General features: G+C 64.5%; 14 protein-coding genes and 1 pseudogene. 8 read left to right on the top strand and 7 right to left on the bottom strand.

Annotated features, from left to right (window positions below; all coding sequences use genetic code 11):
- The first annotated feature begins 146 nt into the window (after window positions 1-146).
- Window positions 147-992, top strand: coding sequence for a DUF5694 domain-containing protein (locus tag ACYVHT_RS22350; RefSeq protein WP_460557448.1), 846 nt, complete (start codon window positions 147-149; stop codon window positions 990-992).
- A 34-nt stretch (window positions 993-1,026) separates the two neighbouring features.
- Here ACYVHT_RS22350 and ACYVHT_RS22345 read toward each other — a convergent pair whose 3' ends face one another.
- The 4 genes from ACYVHT_RS22345 to ACYVHT_RS22330 form a co-directional block, all read right to left on the bottom strand.
- Entirely contained in the window at window positions 1,027-1,614 is a 588-nt protein-coding gene (locus ACYVHT_RS22345) for a YdeI/OmpD-associated family protein (RefSeq protein WP_460557446.1), read from the bottom strand.
- 165 nt (window positions 1,615-1,779) lie between these two features.
- On the bottom strand, window positions 1,780-2,181 hold the full coding sequence (locus tag ACYVHT_RS22340) for a hypothetical protein (RefSeq protein ID WP_460557444.1): 402 nt from the start codon (window positions 2,179-2,181) through the stop codon (window positions 1,780-1,782).
- Window positions 2,182-2,276: 95 nt separating this feature from the next.
- The gene (gene lpdA / locus ACYVHT_RS22335) at window positions 2,277-3,683 is read right to left on the bottom strand and encodes an NAD(P)/FAD-dependent oxidoreductase (protein ID WP_460557442.1); all 1,407 of its coding nucleotides are present in this window, start codon (window positions 3,681-3,683) and stop codon (window positions 2,277-2,279) included.
- Window positions 3,684-3,830: 147 nt separating this feature from the next.
- Window positions 3,831-5,501, bottom strand: a complete 1,671-nt coding sequence (locus ACYVHT_RS22330) for a M1 family metallopeptidase (protein ID WP_460557440.1) — start codon at window positions 5,499-5,501, stop codon at window positions 3,831-3,833.
- A gap of 156 nt (window positions 5,502-5,657) precedes the next feature.
- On the opposite strand from ACYVHT_RS22330, the gene ACYVHT_RS22325 reads away from it, so the two are divergent.
- Both ACYVHT_RS22325 and ACYVHT_RS22320 read left to right on the top strand, forming a co-directional pair.
- Window positions 5,658-6,584 carry an EamA family transporter gene (locus ACYVHT_RS22325; protein WP_460557438.1) on the top strand — a complete coding sequence of 309 codons (927 nt, stop codon included), beginning with the start codon at window positions 5,658-5,660 and terminating at the stop codon, window positions 6,582-6,584.
- A 35-nt stretch (window positions 6,585-6,619) separates the two neighbouring features.
- Entirely contained in the window at window positions 6,620-7,012 is a 393-nt protein-coding gene (locus ACYVHT_RS22320) for a group III truncated hemoglobin (RefSeq protein WP_460557435.1), read from the top strand.
- Between the two features lie 121 nt (window positions 7,013-7,133).
- Here ACYVHT_RS22320 and ACYVHT_RS22315 read toward each other — a convergent pair whose 3' ends face one another.
- The gene (locus ACYVHT_RS22315) at window positions 7,134-7,514 is read right to left on the bottom strand and encodes a hypothetical protein (RefSeq protein ID WP_460557433.1); all 381 of its coding nucleotides are present in this window, start codon (window positions 7,512-7,514) and stop codon (window positions 7,134-7,136) included.
- 325 nt (window positions 7,515-7,839) lie between these two features.
- Between ACYVHT_RS22315 and ACYVHT_RS22310 the strand changes: the two genes are divergently transcribed.
- Window positions 7,840-10,191 (top strand): hybrid sensor histidine kinase/response regulator, encoded by a 2,352-nt coding sequence (locus tag ACYVHT_RS22310; RefSeq protein WP_460557431.1) that lies wholly within the window; start codon window positions 7,840-7,842, stop codon window positions 10,189-10,191.
- Between the two features lie 7 nt (window positions 10,192-10,198).
- Here ACYVHT_RS22310 and ACYVHT_RS22305 read toward each other — a convergent pair whose 3' ends face one another.
- On the bottom strand, window positions 10,199-10,963 hold the full coding sequence (locus ACYVHT_RS22305; RefSeq protein WP_460557429.1) for a LytR/AlgR family response regulator transcription factor: 765 nt from the start codon (window positions 10,961-10,963) through the stop codon (window positions 10,199-10,201).
- 72 nt (window positions 10,964-11,035) lie between these two features.
- Complete coding sequence (locus ACYVHT_RS22300) at window positions 11,036-11,578, bottom strand: DUF4126 family protein (RefSeq protein WP_460557427.1); 543 nt, start codon at window positions 11,576-11,578, stop codon at window positions 11,036-11,038.
- Window positions 11,579-11,709: 131 nt separating this feature from the next.
- On the opposite strand from ACYVHT_RS22300, the gene ACYVHT_RS22295 reads away from it, so the two are divergent.
- The 4 genes and pseudogenes from ACYVHT_RS22295 to ACYVHT_RS22280 all read left to right on the top strand — a co-directional run.
- The gene (locus ACYVHT_RS22295; RefSeq protein WP_460557425.1) at window positions 11,710-13,317 is read left to right on the top strand and encodes an L-tyrosine/L-tryptophan isonitrile synthase family protein; all 1,608 of its coding nucleotides are present in this window, start codon (window positions 11,710-11,712) and stop codon (window positions 13,315-13,317) included.
- 251 nt (window positions 13,318-13,568) lie between these two features.
- Entirely contained in the window at window positions 13,569-15,323 is a 1,755-nt protein-coding gene (locus ACYVHT_RS22290; RefSeq protein WP_460557422.1) for a TauD/TfdA family dioxygenase, read from the top strand.
- Window positions 15,324-15,467: 144 nt separating this feature from the next.
- Window positions 15,468-16,616 carry an NAD(P)/FAD-dependent oxidoreductase gene (locus ACYVHT_RS22285; RefSeq protein ID WP_460557420.1) on the top strand — a complete coding sequence of 383 codons (1,149 nt, stop codon included), beginning with the start codon at window positions 15,468-15,470 and terminating at the stop codon, window positions 16,614-16,616.
- A 150-nt stretch (window positions 16,617-16,766) separates the two neighbouring features.
- Window positions 16,767-17,499 (top strand): annotated as a pseudogene (locus ACYVHT_RS22280) (hypothetical protein); the annotation flags it as partial.

Here is a 17,499-nt window from a genome sequence, read left to right as displayed (position 1 = left end):
GTATCTACTGGGCAAAGCAACCGGGTTACGAGTTGCGGCATTTACCGGCCCAGGCGGTAGGTTTGGCCCCGGAAGACTGTTTGCCCGGCGCAATAGTTTTGCCCGTAGCCGCACCATCCATTTCCTCCTTCCTTTCCACTGCGCCCATGAAACACGTTTTCTTTTTGCTGCTCGCCTGCCTCGCGGCGGCGACCGGCGCGGCCCAAACCCTACCCAGCGACATTCTGCTGCTGGGTACCTTCCACTTTCACAACCCCGGCGCAGACGTCGCCAAAACCAAAACCTTCGACGTGACGGCGCCCAAGGCGCAGGCGGAGCTGGAAACCATCACCCAAAAAATCAGCGTTTTTCACCCCGATAAAATCTTCGTAGAGTGGCCCTGGGACGAGCAGCCGGAGCTGGACAAGCTCTACACCGCCTACCTCGGCAGCAACTACGAGCAATTTATAAGCACCACCTACCCCGCAAAGCGCCAGAATTTCTATTTGAAGAATGAAATTATCCAGCTTGCTTTCCGGGCAGCTAAGAAGGCGCACCTCACCCGGGTTTACGCCCTCGACTACAACAAAACCGCCTTTCCGTTCGATAGCGTGCTGAAGACCATGCAGGCAGCCAAGCAGGTGGGGCTGCTGCAAAAATCGCAGGATGCCATCAAGCAGTACGAAACCAGCCAGAACCGGAAGCTTGAAACCTACACCCTCACGCAGCTGCTGCTCGATGCCAACAGCCCCTCGGAGCTGGCCCGGAACAAGGGCCTCTACCTCGAAATCCTCAACCGGGCGGGCGCTGCCGACAATTTCGCGGGCGCGTTCCTGGTATCGGAGTGGTACCGGCGCAACCTGTATATGTATTCGCTGGTGCAAAAAACGATGACGGCCCAGGACGGCAAGGCGCTGGTATTGGTGGGGTCGGGCCACGCCGCCATGATGCGCGAGTTCATTGCCTCGGACCAGCAATTCCGGCTGGAAGAGTTGAAGGACGTGCTCAAATAAGCCCCGGCCCGCGCGATTCTGGCGGGCTTTGCGGCTATTCCCGGTCAATGTTGGCCCGCTTGCCCAAGGCGGCCATTCGCACGGTTTCGGCCACGCGGCGGGCGCGGGTGGCGGGCTGTTTGGCGGCCAGCACCCAGGTCAGAATCTGCTTGCGGGATGAAGGCGCGAAGGCGGCGAAGCGGGCCTGGGCACTTTCATCGGCGGCCAACGCATCGGCTAAGTCCTGGGGCACGAGGCCGGCTTCGGCGGCATCGAGGCTTTCCCAGGCGCCGTTGGCTTTGGCGCGGGCGATGGCGGCCAGCCCGGCAGGCATGAGCTGGCCGGCGGCTGCGAGGCGCTCCAGCCGCTCCTTGTTCACCCGGCTCCAGCCGCTGCGGGGCCGGCGCGGCGTGTAGAGCTGCTGCGAGCGGTCGGCGTCGAGCTTGCGCGGGTGCGAGTCAATCCAGCCGAAGCACAGGGCTTCCTCCACGGCTTCGGCGTAGCTCAGGCTGGGCAGGCCGCTGGCTTTTTTGCAGTACACCAGCCACACGCCGGGCAGGCTGGCGTGGTGCGCGGCCAGCCACTGCCGCCACTCGGCGCGGCTGGCGGGCTGAAACTGGGGGTGAGCGTCGGGGCGGGGCATGAGCGGGTTTGGGGTCCGGAAGCGGTGGGCGGGGCTAGAACAATGTTATAACGCGAAAAGCGGCCGAAGCTCCCGTAGCTTCAGCCGCTTTCGTTTCTAGCAGGCCGCAGGGATGACGCCCACTCATAAATAGCCCAGCTATTCGTAATGTCATTCGGTTTCTAGTTATGCAATATGCGCTTTGCTTGAGTCCCAACCGTGTCTCACGGTTTCCCAAGGTTCACCAGCCCAATCAGGAAGAACACCACTGAGCTTTCCTCCCAATTGTCTTAATACGAACAAGAGGCTGCCAACTAAATAGGGGGCTTCCTTGCTGGAAGGGTTACTCATTATTATGTATTCACCATCGTATTCAAAGACTTTTACCTCCATTGGTTTCTTAAAGACAACACCTTTGGATTTAGCCTTTATAATCCAGAATACACCTTTATTCCCATTTTCATCTACCTCACCGGTAACAACAATGGACATTCCAGTAATATCCCTTGTATTAAGCAACAACCTTTCAATTCGAGGCATGCTTTCATTTGTCTCAAATTTGATATAATAGCGCAGGGGAGGAGACATAAATCGAACGATTTGAGTAATTAACCATAAAAAAAGCGGCAGAAACTTTGAAAGCTTCTGCCGCTTTTTTAAAAGCATACGTTCTCTTCTGCAGACTACATATGAATCGCCCGGTTCTCCGTGGCCGCCAAGCACGCTTCTTTCATGGCCTCGGCGTAGGTGGGGTGCGAGTGGCTCATGCGGGCCACGTCTTCGGCCGAGGCGCGGAACTCCATGGCGGTCACGGCTTCGGCGATGAGGTCGGCGATGCGCGGGCCAATCATGTGCACACCCAGGATTTCGTCGGTGGTTTTGTCGGCCAGCACCTTCACGAAGCCGTCGGTGTCGCCGCTGGCGCGGGCGCGGCCGCTGGCCTTGAAGGGGAAGCTGCCGATTTTGTAGGCTTTGCCCTGCTCCTTGAGCTGCTCCTCGGTGTAGCCTACGCCGGCCACTTCGGGCCAGGTGTACACCACGCCGGGGATGAGCAGGTAGTTAATGTGCGGCTTCTGGCCCACGATGGTTTCGGCCACGAACACGCCTTCTTCCTCGGCCTTGTGGGCCAGCATGGCGCCCCGAATCACGTCGCCGATGGCGTAGATGCCGGGCACGTTGGTTTGCAGGTGGGCATCGACCTTGATGCGGCCGCGCTCCTCCATTTCCACGCCCGCGGCCTCCAGGTTGAGGCCGGCGGTGTAGGGCACGCGGCCCACGGCCACCAGGCAGTAGTCGCCTTCAAAGGTCACCTCCTCCCCTTTCGGGTTGAGGGCGGTTACGGTCACGCTGTCGCCCTCGCGGGTGGCGCCGGTCACTTTGTGGCTCAGGAAAAACTCGATGCCGATTTTGCCCAGCACGCGCTTCAGTTCCTTGCCCAGGCCGCGGTCCATGGTCGGGATGAGCGAGTCCATGAACTCGACCACCGAGACTTTCGCGCCGAGGCGGGCGTACACGGAAGCCATTTCGAGGCCAATCACGCCGCCGCCAATCACCATCAGGTGGCGCGGCACTTCGCGGATGTTCAGGGCCTCGGTGCTCGTAATGATGCGCTCCTTGTCCTGGGCGATGAACGGCAGCACCGTGGGCTTGGAGCCGGTGGCGATGATGACGTTTTTGGTTTCAATCTGCTGGGCCTCACCGCCCTGGGTGGGCGCGATGCTGATGTGGTTTTTATCAACAAAAGAGCCGACGCCGGTGAGCACGTCGATTTTGTTTTTCTTCATCAGGTAGGCGATGCCGTCCACGTTGGCCTTCACCACTTCGCCCTTGCGGTCAATCATGCGGTTCATGTCCACCGTCAGGTTTTCGAGGCCGATGCCGTGCCCGGCGAAGGCGTGCTGGGCGTTGTGGTAGTGCTCGCTGGAGTCGAGCAGGGCCTTGCTGGGGATGCAGCCCACGTTGAGGCAGGTGCCGCCCAGGGTGGGGTATTTCTCGATAATGGCCGTTTTGAGGCCCAATTGGGCGCAGCGGATGGCCGCTACATAGCCGCCGGGGCCGGAGCCGATGACGGTGACGTCGTATGAATTCATAGAACCGGTTTTTCGGTGATTATTCGCACTGCGAAGGTAAGGCACAGCAGCGGCGGGTGAGGCGGTTTTTTGTAGCGTGGACTCTGTGAGTTCGCGCATCGTCAGGGCCGTCTCGCCCAAGCGCGGACTCGCAGAGTCCACGCTACGTTAGTCAACAAGTACGCCGATGTAATAGTTGAACGTGTCGACTTCCAGGTTCTCCCTGGTGGCGCCGGCCAGCTCCTTTATTTCCGCAAACCGGGTGGTGGGCCTGATGAACTGGTACTCGCCGCCCTTCAGGCGCACGCGCACCGGCATGTCGAACTTGTCGACGTCGGCCACCCAGCGGGCCAGCATTTTGCCGTCCTCAAAGCGGATTTCCAGCGTGGGGATGTTGCGGTGGCGCAGGTACTGGTCGAATATTCTGGTGAAGTCGCGGCCGCTTTCGCGGTTGAAGTAGTCCATCACCTGCTGGCCGGTCACGGTCTGGTGGTAGAAGGTGCCGGAGAGGCCGCGCAGCAGCTGGCGCCACTTCGCGTCGTCGTTGAGCACGGTGCGAAGGGTGTTGAGCATCACGCTGCCCTTGTCGTACATATCGCCGGAGCCCTCCTTGTTCACGCCGTAGGGGCCGATGATGGGGCCGTCGTTCTGGATGTTGCGGCGCTGGCCGTGCAGGTACTCTTGGCCGGCAGTTTTGCCAAACTGGCTTTCCACAAACAGCGCTTCGGAGTAGGTGGTGAAGCTTTCGTGCACCCACATATCGGCAATGTCCTGGCTGGTGATGCTGTTGCCGAACCACTCGTGGCCGCTTTCGTGAATGATGATGAAGTCCCACTTCAGGCCCCAGCCCGTGTTGCTGCGGTCTTTGCCGAGGTAGCCGTTCTGGTACTTGTTGCCGTAGGCCACGGCGCTCTGGTGCTCCATGCCCAGGTGCGGGGCGTCCACCAGCTTGTAGCCGTCGGCGTACCACGGGTAGGGCCCGAACCACGATTCCATGCTTTTGAGCATGGGCTTTACGTTGGCGGCAAACTGGGTTCTGGCCTTGGCCACGTTTTCGGGCAATACCCAGTAGTCAAGCGTTAAAGGCCCTTTTTCGCCCTGGTAGGAGTCGGCGAAATGCTGGTAGTTGCCCACGTTCAGGGCCACGTCGTAGTTGTTGATGGGGTTGCGCACGGCCCAGTCGAAGCGGGTGTAGCCGTCTTTGAGCTTCGTGGTTTTGCGCAGGCGGCCGTTGGAAACGTCCTGCAGGCCGGTGGGCACGCTGATGCTGATGAGCATGGAGTCCACTTCATCGGCCTGCTGGTCCTTGCAGGGCCACCAGATGCTGGCCCCCACGCCTTGGCAGGCCGACGCCACCCAGGGCTTGCCGGCGGCATCGGTGGTGAAGACCAGGCCGCCGTCCCAGGGCGCTTTCTTGGCCACGGTGGGGCTGCCGGAGTAGTATACCGTGAATTCGTCGCGGCTGCCTTTGGCAATGGCCTTCGGGAAGGTGACGAACACGGCGTTGGCCTCCCGGACGAAGGGCACCTCCCGGCCCTGGTACTGCACTTTCTCGACTTTGAGGTTATCGAAGAGGTCGAACTGCAGCCGGGTGAACTCCTGCGTGGCGGTGAAGCGGAACCGGTTGGAGCCGCTGATGAACCGCCGGGCCGGGTCCAGCTTCACGTCGAGGTGGTAGTAGCTGAGGTCGTAGCAGGCGCGGAGCGGGCCGTTGCCGCCGCGCAGCGAGTCGGCCCGGGTGTAGGCCGCCGGTTTGGGCTGGAGGAGCTGGGCGGCGGCGGGGCTCAGCAGCCCCAGCAGCGCCAGCAGGGTGAGTAATACGTTCGCTTTGTTCATCATGCAAAGCAACAACAGCAACCTGCGAGGCCCGCGTTTCCGTAGCGCCAACTTTGTGGTTCGCGTCCTTGTGCCTGTTCAACAAGTGCAAGCTGCGTGGTGGCGCGAACTGCAAAGTTTGCGCTACGGCGCTACGGGCAGGCGTAGTTTTACGGCCCTATGGCTTCTCCTGCAGCTACCGCCGCGCCTTCGCGCGCCGCTTTATTTACGGCCTTCGCGCTGGTTTATCTGGTGTGGGGCTCCACCTATCTGGTGGTGAAGTTTGCGGTGGCCAGCATGCCGCCGCTGCTCATGGCGGGCACGCGCTACAGCCTGGCGGGCGGGTTGCTCTACGGCTTCATGCGGTGGCGGGGCGAGGCGGCCCCCACCTTGCGCGGGTGGGGGGTTGCGGCCATTACCGGGGTGTGCCTGCTGGGGTTTGGCAACGGCTGCACCACGCTCGGGGTGCTGTACCTGCCCAGCGGCATCACGGCGCTGCTGGTGGCCACGGTGCCCATGTTTCTGGCGGTGCTGGGGTGGCTGAGCGGCATTTCGCCCCGCCCCACTAGGTGGGTGGCCCTGGGCCTGAGCGCGGGCATGGCGGGCATGTACCTGCTGGCGGCGCACCTCACCACGGCGGCGGTGCCGCAGCCCGGCCACGCCGGGCGGGGCATTGGGCTGGTGCTGCTGGCCTCGCTGATGTGGGCCGTGGGCTCGCTCTACGCCAAAAGCCACCAGCCAGCGGCCTCGCCGTTTGTCTCGGGCGGCATGCAGATGCTGTGCGGCGGCGCGGCCATGCTCCTGGTGGGCCTGCTGCGCGGCGAGGCGGCGGGGTTTGCGCTGGCGCAGGTCACGGCCAAGTCGTGGTGGGCGTATGGGTACCTGGTCATGTTCGGCTCCATCATCGCCTTCACGGCCTACATCTGGCTGCTGCGGGCGGTAGAGCCGGCCCTGGCGGGCACCTACGCGTTTGTCAACCCGGTGGTGGCGGTGCTGCTGGGCTGGGCTTTCGCGGGCGAAAGCCTGAGCCTGGCAATGCTGGGCGGTGCCGCCCTGGTTGTGTTGGCCGTGGTGCTGGTCATTCTCGGCGGCCGACAAAAAGCCTAGCCCCGCTGTTTGTAGTCAAACTTCCTTACTCGACCATGCTGGCCCCCGCCCTCCCCGACCTCGAAACCGAAGCCGACATCGTTCGGCTGGTTGATGCATTTTACCAGCGCGTGAACGAAGACGCCCTGCTGCGCCCCATCTTCAACGATGTGGCGCGGGTGGACTGGGCCACGCACCTGCCCACGATGTACGATTTCTGGAGCAGCGTGCTGCTGGGCACCAGCCGCTACAAGGGCCGGCCCATGGCCCGGCATTTCCCGCTGCCCATTCAGGCGGCGCACTTTCAGCAGTGGCTGGCGCTGTTTCGGGCCAGCGTAGATGCCCTGTTTGCCGGCCCCAAGGCGGAGGAAGCCAAGCTAAAAGCCCAAAACATCGGCGCCATGTTCGAGCACCGGATGCGGCCCAATCCGCTGTCGCTGCTGGGGTAGGCCGAACGTTCTTTCACGTCTGATTCCGCCTCAAACAACAAAAAGCCACCCCGTCCCAGGGTGGCTTTTTTGCAGCGAAAAGGATAATGCAACCGGGATGGCCCGGTCAATGAGCCGATTGCTATTTCAGCAGCTCTTTTTCCTGGCGGCACACGTCGCGGGCAATGGCCAGGTTGGTTTCGCGGGCATTCACCACCAGGTAGATGAACTTCTTGCCGTCGTCCGACAGGTTGATGAGGTGGAGCTGGTTGGAGAGGGTGATGAGGATGTCATCGATTTTCTCGCCGGTCAGCTTGAGGGCCTGCATGGCCTTGGTCTTCTGCTTCACCACTTCGGTGTTGTAGGCAGCCGCCGTTTCGGGGTTGAGCGTGGGCGAGTTGGTGTGCGAGGCCAGGGCCATGCCCGACGTAGCATCAACCACGGCCACGGCCATCAGGCTGGGCAGCGCGTTGATGATGTTTTGCACACACTGACCGGAGGGGGTGGAAGTAGAGTAAGCCATGATAAAATTGGGGTTAAGGTAAAAATCCGTGAGAAAAAAGGTGAGAATAAACCACTGAGCGGCAACGGCTAAGGGGCATAGCGAAGGAGCTCTCTCCGCCGGGCCGGCCCTGCTGCGCCGTCGACATTACAATGTTACGGGCACCTTTCCGGCCGCCGCCGGGGTTTTGTGCGGATTGCCCCCTTTTTGATGCGAGTGGCCGTATTTTTACAGCGAGCCGAACTCCCGGTGCCCCGCCGCGGTGCGGTGCGCCGGCCAAATCAGCGGTGCCCCCGCGCCGAACCGCCGCTGCGCGGCACTTGCCTTCACCTACCACTCCCGCGCTATGCCTGCTTCTGCTTCGGCCCGCTCCATGGCTGCTTCGGCCGCCGCCCGCATTGCCGAGCTGGAAGAAGCCCTGCAGGCCGCCCACGACCGCGCCGCCGCCGCCGAGCAGCGCCTGACCGGCCTGCTGGCCCAAACCGGCCCCGGCATGCTGCTGGTGAATGCCACCGGCACCATCAAGCGCGTCAACGACACCCTGAGCCAGCTGCTGGGCCTGGCCGAGCCGCCGGGCTTTTGGGAAGACCAGCCCGCCGAAACGCTGCTGGCCCAGGTGCAGCGCCTGGCCGTGCTGCCCGAGCACCCCGCGCTGCAACTGGCCACGCTGCGCGGGGCCGGGCAGTCGGTGCTGGGCGAAGCTATTCCGCTGCGCGACGGACGCGTGCTGCTGCAGGACTACGTGCTGCTGCCGGCCCAGCCCGGCGCGGCCCGCTCCGAGCTGCTTACCTACCGCCTGGCCCCGCCCCCGCGCCCGGCCGATGCCAGCACCGAACTTCACCAGCACGAGCTGCTGAACTACCTGCCCGCCGCCGTGGCCACGCACGATGCCCGGGGCGTGCTGCTCTCGTGCAACCAGGCATTTGCCCTGCTCCTGCAGCGGCCCCCGGCCCAGCTGCTGGGGCAGCCGCTGCACGATTTTATGGAGCCCGCCGATGCCACCAACGTGCTGCCCACGTACCTGACCCAGGTGGGCCTGCGGGCGGCGGTGGCGGGGGTGCTGCCCGTGCTGGCACGCAATGGCAAGCCCCGCCAGCTGCTCTACCAGGCCCACCGGCTGGGCCCCGCCGGCCGCACCGACGTGCTGCTGTGCGCCCTCGACATCACGGAGCGGATGCAGGTGGAGGCCGAGCTGCGGCGCGGCAAGGAAAAAGCCGAAGCCTCGGGCCGGGCCAAGGAAACGTTTCTGGCCAACCTCAGCCACGAAATCCGCACGCCCATGAACGGGGTGCTGGGCATGGCCCGCCAGCTCACCAAAACCAGCCTCGACCACACCCAGCAGGAGCTGCTGCGCATCATTCAGACCTCGGGCGAGCATTTGCTGTCGGTGCTGAACGAGGTGCTGGACCTCACCAAAATCAGCTCGGCGCGGCTGGAGTTGGAGCAGGTGGCGTTCGATTTGCGGGCCTCGATGGAAGAGGCGCTGCGGCCCCTGGAAGTGCAGGCCACCGAAAAGGGCATCACCTTTCACGTGGCGCTGCTGCTGAACTGCGGGCCGCTGCCCCGCGTGGTGGGAGACCCCTACCGCCTCAACCAGATTCTGATAAACCTGGCGTCCAACGCCATCAAGTTCACCGAGCCGGAGGGCACCATCTCGGTGGGCGGCTACCTGCTGGGGCGCACCGAAAGTCATATCTCGGCCCTGTTTCGCCTCACCGATACCGGCATCGGCATTGCCGAGGACAAGCTGGAATACATCTTTGAAGACTTTGCCCAGGCCGGCGTGGACACCGCCCGGCGCTACGGCGGCACGGGCCTGGGCCTGGGCATTGCCCGCGCCCTGGTGGAGCAGATGGGCGGCACCATTACCGTTGACAGCCAGCTGGGGCGCGGCAGCACGTTTCAGTTCACCGTGACGCTGCCCTGCGCCGTGGATGTGGAAGCCGTGCTGCCGCAAACGCCGCTCGATACCAGCGCCCTGCGCCACCGCCGGGTGTTGGTGGTGGAGGACAATGCCATCAACCGGGAGGTGGTGCGCCAGCTGCTGCACGGCTGGGAGGTGGTGGTGGACGAGGCCGAAACCGGCTCTGCCGCCCTGGCCCTGCACGCCGAGCGCCGCTACGACGTGGTGCTGATGGACATTCAGATGCCCGGCATGAGCGGCGTGGAAGCCACCACCCTGCTCCGCCAGCACCCCGACCCCGAACGGGCCCAGGTGCCCGTGCTGGCCCTCACCGCCAACGCGTTTCGCGCCGACCTGGACCGCTACCTCCGGGCCGGCATCAACGACTGCCTCACCAAGCCGTTCAAGGAGGAGGAGTTCTACCGCAAGCTGGTGGCGCTGGTGCAGCCGCCCGACGTGCCGCTCTACGACCTGGCCGAAGTGCACGAGCTGGCCGACGGCGACGCCGTATTCGTGGAGCGCATGATGACGTCGTTTCTGCTGCACATGCCGCCCGTGGTGCAGCAAATCAAGTCGGCCGCCGCCGCCGAGCAGTGGCCGCAGGTGGCCAAGCTGGTGCACCACATCAAGCCCAACCTGGTGCAGTTTGGCGTGGCCGGCATCGCCTCGGCCCTGCAGCTGCTGATGGAGCCGCCGCAGCCGGCAGACGAAAGCGGGCCGGGCCGGGCCGCCGCCGTGCAGCAGCTGGTGCGGCAGGTAGAGCGGGTGCTGGAGGAGCTGCCGGGCGCGCAGTAAGCCTGCCCTACAGCGCCCGCAGCCGCTGCGTAAACTCCTCCTGATACGGCCGGCTCACGGGCACCTCGTGCTGGCCCAGCTTCAGCATGTTGTCGGCCATGGCTTCCACGCGGTGCAGGTTTACGATGTAGGAGCGGTGCACGCGCACAAAGTGCCGGAACGGCAGCCGCTCCTCAATGCTTTTGAGCGTGCCGCCCACAATGTGCTTCTGCTTGTCGGTGACCAGCACCACGTAGGTCGACAGCGCCTCGATGTAGAGCACCTCCTCGAAGTTGATGCGCAGCAGCTTGCCATTGGTTTTCACGAACATATCGGTACCGGTGGCGGAAATCTCGCTCGGCCCGGGGCTGGCTGCCGGCTCCGGCGCGGGCGGCGCAGAAAACATGGGCTCGGCCCGGTATTTCTCCGTGACGCGGGCAATGGCCTGGCAGAAGCGGGCGTAGCCCACGGGCTTCACCAGGTAATCGAGCACGCGCAGCTCGAAGGCATCGACGGCAAAAGCGGCGTGGGTGGTGACCAGAATAACGGCCGGCTTGGGCTCGGGCAGCAGCTGCACCAGCTCCAGGCCGCTGATGTGGGGCATCTCGATGTCGAGCAGCACCACGTCGGCCGCGCTGCCGGCGTTGAAATACGCCAGCGCCTCCACCGCGTCGGGGAAGGAGGCGGCCAGCGTGAGCTGGTCGTGGCGCTGCACGGAGCGTTCCAGGGTCAGGCGGTTGATTTCGTTGTCGTCGATGATGACGCAGGCCAGCGGTTTCACAGCGGTAGGCATTAGGAAAGGAAACAGAACGTGGGCCCGAAGCTAAGCGGCGGGCCCACGTTTCTGGCTGTAAGTTCGGCGAACTTACAGCGCCCGGCCCATCGGAGCCGGTTTCTGGGCGCGCAGCAGCGCCGCGCCGCCCGCCACCACGGCCGCGTCTTCGCCCACGCCCACCAGCGCGGTGGGCACCTTCAATTGCTGGCTGATGCCCATGCGCAGCGCATAGCTCGCAAAGGTGGCCGCCACGGCGGCCAGCCCGCCCAGCACCCCGCCGCTGAGGGCGCTGCCGTGGCGCGACTTATACCACGCCGCTCCCACCAGTGCGCCCGATAGCGCCCGGCCCACCAGCAGTTGCGGGTCGGTGCGGTTGGGTGCGGTGGGCAGCTTGTCGCCGATTAGCTCGCCGGCGGCCAGCACTTTCAGCACCTTAGCGGTGAAGGGCTTCTGCAAAAACCGGAGCGGCGAGCCGGCCAGGCCGCTGTGCGGCTGCTGCGACAGATAATGGCTCAGAAACGCCGGGGCGCTCATGCTGCGCATGCCGGCCAGGGTGGCAAACCCCATCACGGGCCAGAATTTGGCGGGACGGTGCTTAGCGGTTTGGGAAGGCTTGGAGGGAGTCGGTTTCATAGCGGGTGCAAGTGGAAATTCAGCTAACGCAGCCCGTGAAATAGAGTTGATGAAACAGGGCCACCATCACGCCTCGAACCTACCTTTATAGAAGCGCCGGGCCACCCGCCGCGTTGCTTTCCCCTTTGCCAATGGCTACCGATTCCGCGCTTTCCCTCCCTATCCTGTCAACCCGCCGCAGCCTGCTCGACACCGGCCTGCGGCTTTTCGAAGAACAAGGGTTTTCCACCGTCAGCCTCGCCGACATTGCCGCCGCCGCCGCCCGGCCCCTGGCGGAGCTGTACCGCCATTTCGGCTCAAAAACCGACTTCGTGCTGGGCCTCTACCAGCGCATTCACGACGAGCTGGAAGCCCGCGCCTCCGACCTGCCCGCCGGCCCGCTGGCCCTGCGCTTTCAGGCGCTGGTGCAGCTGAAGCTGGCGCTGCTGGCCCCGCACCAGCGCACCCTGCGCTCCCAGCTGGCCGCCCTGCTCGATGCCGACACGCCCACCGGCGTGCTCAGCCCCGAAACCGAGAGCATCCGGCTGCGCGGGCTGGCGCTGTTTGAAGTAGCCGTGCGCGGCGCTACTGATGCGCCGGCCGAAAACCTGGTTTCGCAGCTGGCGCACACGCTGTACGCGGCGCACTGGGGCGTGCTGGGCCTGCGCCTGCTCGACCGTTCCGAAGGCGGCCAGGCCACCCGCGACCTGCTCGAAATGCTGAGCGCCGGCCTGGCGCTGGCCACGCCGCAGCTCGATTCGCTGCTGGCGCCGCTGCTGCTGGGGCAGGTGGGCGCGGCCGTAGGCCAGTTTATGCAGCTGAGCCCGGAGGTGGATTTCGACGTGGCGCGGCGCGTGGCCAAGCTGGTGCTGCTGCACCGCAAGGTGCTGGGGCCGGAGTGCGCGGCGGCGGCCTGCGAGCAGTGCCTGGCGCTGCACCTGCCCAAGCTGCACTACTTCATCAGCCAGTGCTTGCCGGTGCATTTCATCTTGCCCGCGTTTCCGGCCAAGTCGCCCAACCGGCACAAGGTGCTGGGCAAGCTGCCCGACCTGGGCGAGGAAATTGCCCTGAACTTCCTGCAAAGCCTGTGCGACGACATCCGGCAGGTGTACGCGCCGGGGGCCCGCATCAGCATCTGCGCCGATGGCCGCGTGTTTGCCGATTTGGTGCAGGTGAGCGACGAAGATGTATCGGCCTACAACGACGCGCTGAAGCAGCAGCTGGCCCGGCTCGGCACCCGCGATTTGGACGTCATCAACCTCGAAGACCTGCTCGAAACCGAGTCGTTCGACGCCGCCCGGGCCTGGATTACGGCCGAGTTTGCCGAGCCGCTGGCCGAGCTGCAGGCCCGCGTGCGCGACACCGACCACCACCGCGCCCTGTTCAACGGCATCCACCGCTTCGTGTCGGAAGACGGGATGGCGCTGGCTCCCGAGAAAAGCAAAAGTCGCGTGAAGGAGGAAAGCAAGGCCGTGGCCTACGAGGTAATCCGCCGCAGCAACGCCTGGACGCGCCTGCTGGCCCGGGAATTTCCGCACGCCCTCCGCCTGAGCATCCACCCCCAGCACCCGCACTCCGACAAAATCGGCCTGCGCATGACCCGCGCCACGGACGACTGGCTCACGCCCTGGCACGGTGTGGTGCTCCTGCGCGACAACGACTACCTGCTCATGAAGCGCCAGCAGGCGGAGGAACTGGGCGCGGAACTGGTGGAGGTAGCGGGGCGGCCGAGCCACTTTGTGCTGGGACCGAATTCTTAACTACTTGGGCAGAATTCTTTGCTGATTCGGTGGTGGCGGTAATGCACCTTTGCCTTACGTCAAACCTCACCCCCGGCCCCTCTCCTCAGGGAGAGGGGAGCCTGACGATTTCCGACTGAGCAAAGCCGGTGCCCCCTCTCCTGGGGAGAGGGGGTCAGGGGGTGAGGTTTGACGTGAGAACGAAGTGGTAGAGATGCTTCGGCTGCGCTCAATATAACGTTCTACTTTTCTCTCCTTTCATCTCCCTTTCCATGTCCTCCTACACCCTCGAACCCCAAACTCCTTTCGGCCTCATCATCCGGGCCAGCCAGCCGGGACATACCATTGCCGGCTTCGGGCGGGAGCAGATAGAAGGCTGGGTGCGCGAGCACCGCATCCTGATTTTTCGGGGGTTTGAACTGTTCGACAAAACGGAATTCGCCCTGTATGCGCAGCAGCTGGGCGAGCCGCTGCAGTGGCCGTTCGGGGCCATCAACGAGCTGAAGGTGAAGGCCGACGCGAAGAATTACCTCTACACGCCCAGCGCCGTGCCGCTGCACTGGGACGGCGCGTTCGTGGGCAAAATCCCCTACCTCATCTTCTTCCAGTGCCTGAAAGCGCCCCGCGCCGAAGACCGGGGCGGCACCACCTTCGCCGACACGGCCCGCACGCTGGCCCGCGCCACGCCGGCGCAGCGCCAGCGCTGGGAGCAGGCCACGCTGCGCTACCGCACCGAAAAAATCGTGCACTACGGCGGCACCATCACGCAGCGCCTCACCCAGGCCCACCCCGTCACGGGCGAGGCCACGCTGCGCTTCGCCGAGCCCGTGCACGACCTCAACCCCGTGAGCGTGGAGGTGCTGGACGCCACTGAAACCGAGCAGGCCGACCTGATTCGGGAACTGCAGGCGGCCCTGTACGCGCCGGAGGTTTTCTACACCCATACCTGGCAGGACAACGACATCGTGCTGGCCGATAACCACGTGCTGCTGCACGGCCGCGACGCCTTCCTGAACCCCAACGAGCGCCACATCCAGCGCATCAACCTGCTGGCGCGGCCTGCGCACGGCGGCCTGCGGCGCTTTCTGAAGAACAGCAAAATCCTGCGCCGCCCCGAGTTTCTGCCGGCCGAAGTGCCGATTTTCCTCATCCCTGTTCTGCTCAGCGCCGAGGATGCGCGCTTCCTGCGTAAGCCCGAGCTGTACGTGGGCCTGGCCGGGCTGTACCTGCTGTTCAACTTCGGCGACATGGTGAACACCTACGCCGACCGCCGCGTGGACGCCGTGTACAAAAGCCACCTCTCGAACGCCATTTTCGAGCTCGGTGATATGGGCGTGCGCTGGCAGATGCGGGCCTCGGTGGCCGGCACCGTCCTCATCAGCGTGTGGCTGACGCGGCAGACAGGGCGCTGGCAGTTCGTGCCGCTCACGGTCATCGGCTGGGCGCTGGGGTTCCAGTACTCGTGGCAGCCGCTGCACCTCAAGTCGCAGGGCGTGTGGCAGCTGGCGGCGCTGTGGGCGGTTATTTTCTTCGGGCCGATGGCGTATTCGGGCAGCCTCGTCACGCGCTTTCCCCGGCCGGCGGTGCTTTCGCTGGCCGCCGCCTACGGCATCATGCAGGTGGCCGTGCTCATGCTCAACAACGCCGAGGACTACACCGAAGACCGCGCCGCCGGCCTGCACACGGCCATTGTGGCGCTGGGCCTGCACCGCAGCATGCGCGTGGCGCAGCTGCTGACGGGCGGCGCGGGCCTGCTGGCGCTGGGCAGCTTCGGCTACCTGTTCAAAGCCGAAAAGCTGCCCAAAGCCGCCTACCTGGCCCTGCTGCCGCTGGCCGGGGCCGTGGCCTACATCACCCAGGGCTACGAAACCGTCAACCGGAAAATTGCCGACAAAGACGAGGTGGAGGCCACGGCCATTATCAAGGAAAACGGCCGGCTGATTCCCAAGTGGCTCATGGCCACGGCGTATACCAGCCTGCTGGCGGCCGGGGTGCTGTTCGGCGTTCGCGCGCTGCGGAAGCGGTAGAGACGCATACTTGCGTCTTGTGGTTGAACGACACGCCGCCTGTCATCCTTCGCTGCGCTCAGGACGACAGGCGAATTGAGCTAAACAACCAACATTAGCAACGACGAAACCCCAACTATTGCGTCTCTACATTGCCCTTAGCTTATGTCAACTGCTGAAAACATTCTCTACGATTGCGCCATCATCGGCGGGGGCGTGGCGGGGCTGACGCTGGCCGTGCAGCTGGCGCAGGCGGGGCGGCGGGTGGTGCTGTTTGAGAAGGAAACCTACCCGTTTCATAAAGTATGCGGCGAGTACGTGTCGATGGAAAACTACGATTTCCTGTGCCGCATCGGGGTGCCGCTGGCCGAGATGGACCTGCCGCGCATGACGCGCTTCACCGTGTCGTCGCCCAGTGGCGTGGCGCTGCACCACTCGCTGGATATTGGCGGGCTGGGCATCACCCGCTACGTGCTCGATGAGCTGCTGGCCCGGCTGGCGGCCCGGCACGGGGCCACCATCCGGGAAGGCACGCGGGTGACGGACGTGGTGTTTGCCAACGACCAGTTCACCCTCACCACCGCCAACGGCGCTACCTATCAGGCCCGCACCGCCTGCGGGGCCTGGGGCAAGCACGCCAACCTCGACAGCAAGCTGGCGCGGCCTTTTGTGGAAGCCAGCCGCAAGGAACGCCAGTTTGTGGCCGTGAAGCGGCATTTGGAAGGCGTCGATTTCCCGGAGGCGATGGTGGAGATGCACAACTTCCGGGACGGCTACTGCGGCCTCTCGCCGGTGCTGGGCGGCCTCACCAACTGCAGCTACATTTCGGACGTGCGCAACCTGCGCGCCCACGGCAACAGCATTGCCGAGATGGAGCGGCAGGTGCTCATGCAAAATCCGCTGCTGCGCCCCTACCTCACAGCGGCCCACCGCCAGGCCACGCCGCCCATCGTCATTTCGCAAATCACGTTTCGCGAGCGCTCCACCGTCGATGCCCACGTGCTGATGCTGGGCGACGCGGCCGGCACCATTGCGCCGCTGGCCGGCAACGGCATGAGCATGGGCATGAGCGCCAGCTTCCTGCTGCACGGCCTGCTGCTGGAATTTCTGGACGGCCGCAGCAGCCGCGCCGAGCTGGAGCAGCGCTACACCCGCGCCTGGCGCGGCCTGCTGAGCGCACGCATCACGGCGGGGCGGCTGTTTCACCAGGTTTTTGGGATGCCCTGGCTGACTACGGCGGGCATTCAGGTGCTCAGGCGCCTGCCGTTTATGACCGACGTGCTGCTGCGGCTGACGCACGGGCGGGCGTATTAGCGGGCCATCGGAGACTGTAGCGCGGGCTTTGCGAGTCCGCGCTACATCGTGCCCACGCTACACAATATTGCGGCATTGTTACGTTTATAGTCGTCAAGCCTAACATATTCTTAGATTCGACAGCTTTAATCCACCTCTACATTTCGGCGCATGGACGGTATTGTGGTTGTCCTGATTCTTGCCATTGTGGTCCTCGTCCGGACCTGGGGCCTTCCCAACCGCCTCACCGCCCTGCAAAAGGAACTGGCCCAACGCCTCGCCGACCAGAAAAAGCTCCAGGAGGAACTACGGCTGCTGCAGGTGCAGCTTGCGCTGCTGCGCGACGCGAAAACCACCGCGTCACCGTTCGGAGAGGCCGCGCCGCCGCCGCCGGTGGCAGCTCCGGTCAGTCAGGCCCCGCCCCTGCCGGTGCCGCTACCGGAAGCCAGCCCGGCACCAGCTGCGCCGATTCCCGTTCTGCCAGTGCCAATGCCGGAGCCTGCGCCTGCTCCCGTCCTGGCGAAAGCGCCGGAACCGGCGCCGGAGCCGATACCCGCTCCGATGCCAACACCGGAGCCGGAACCTTTGGCCGAGCCGCAGCTCCTCCCGGTTTTAGCTGCTGAGCCAGCCCCTGAGCCGGAAATAGCCCCGGCCCCTGAAGCAATTTCTGAACCGGAGGCCGCCCCAGCCCCGGAATCAGCACCTGATTCAGCCCCCGCCGCCACGCCCGAACCAAATCTGGCCCCACTGCCAGCACCCGCGCTACAGCCCGAGCCTTTCCCAATTCCTGCGCCCCGGCCGGCTCCCCTGCTCATTCCCGAGCCGCTGCCCCTGGCGGCCGCCGTAGCGGTGGAGCGGCCAGGCTTCCCGCCCGTGGCCCCGCCGCCACCCGCGCCGATGCCCG

This window comes from Hymenobacter daeguensis (genome assembly GCF_054780555.1).
The sequence above is the reverse complement of the archived record's forward strand: the minus strand, read 5'-3'. Positions and strand labels throughout refer to the sequence as shown.

What these genes read in the sequence shown, in the direction of transcription:
- ACYVHT_RS22290 (WP_460557422.1), top strand. Translation starts at nt 13,569, where the DNA reads ATGTCCTCCTACACCCTCGAACCCCAAACTCCTTTCGGCCTCATCATC.
- ACYVHT_RS22320 (WP_460557435.1), top strand. Translation starts at nt 6,620, where the DNA reads ATGCTGGCCCCCGCCCTCCCCGACCTCGAAACCGAAGCCGACATCGTT.
- ACYVHT_RS22330 (WP_460557440.1), bottom strand. Translation starts at nt 5,501, where the DNA reads ATGATGAACAAAGCGAACGTATTACTCACCCTGCTGGCGCTGCTGGGG.
- ACYVHT_RS22350 (WP_460557448.1), top strand. Translation starts at nt 147, where the DNA reads ATGAAACACGTTTTCTTTTTGCTGCTCGCCTGCCTCGCGGCGGCGACC.
- ACYVHT_RS22305 (WP_460557429.1), bottom strand. Translation starts at nt 10,963, where the DNA reads ATGCCTACCGCTGTGAAACCGCTGGCCTGCGTCATCATCGACGACAAC.
- ACYVHT_RS22345 (WP_460557446.1), bottom strand. Translation starts at nt 1,614, where the DNA reads ATGCCCCGCCCCGACGCTCACCCCCAGTTTCAGCCCGCCAGCCGCGCC.
- ACYVHT_RS22315 (WP_460557433.1), bottom strand. Translation starts at nt 7,514, where the DNA reads ATGGCTTACTCTACTTCCACCCCCTCCGGTCAGTGTGTGCAAAACATC.
- ACYVHT_RS22300 (WP_460557427.1), bottom strand. Translation starts at nt 11,578, where the DNA reads ATGAAACCGACTCCCTCCAAGCCTTCCCAAACCGCTAAGCACCGTCCC.
- ACYVHT_RS22310 (WP_460557431.1), top strand. Translation starts at nt 7,840, where the DNA reads ATGCCTGCTTCTGCTTCGGCCCGCTCCATGGCTGCTTCGGCCGCCGCC.
- ACYVHT_RS22325 (WP_460557438.1), top strand. Translation starts at nt 5,658, where the DNA reads ATGGCTTCTCCTGCAGCTACCGCCGCGCCTTCGCGCGCCGCTTTATTT.
- ACYVHT_RS22295 (WP_460557425.1), top strand. Translation starts at nt 11,710, where the DNA reads ATGGCTACCGATTCCGCGCTTTCCCTCCCTATCCTGTCAACCCGCCGC.
- ACYVHT_RS22285 (WP_460557420.1), top strand. Translation starts at nt 15,468, where the DNA reads ATGTCAACTGCTGAAAACATTCTCTACGATTGCGCCATCATCGGCGGG.
- lpdA (WP_460557442.1), bottom strand. Translation starts at nt 3,683, where the DNA reads ATGAATTCATACGACGTCACCGTCATCGGCTCCGGCCCCGGCGGCTAT.
- ACYVHT_RS22340 (WP_460557444.1), bottom strand. Translation starts at nt 2,181, where the DNA reads ATGTCTCCTCCCCTGCGCTATTATATCAAATTTGAGACAAATGAAAGC.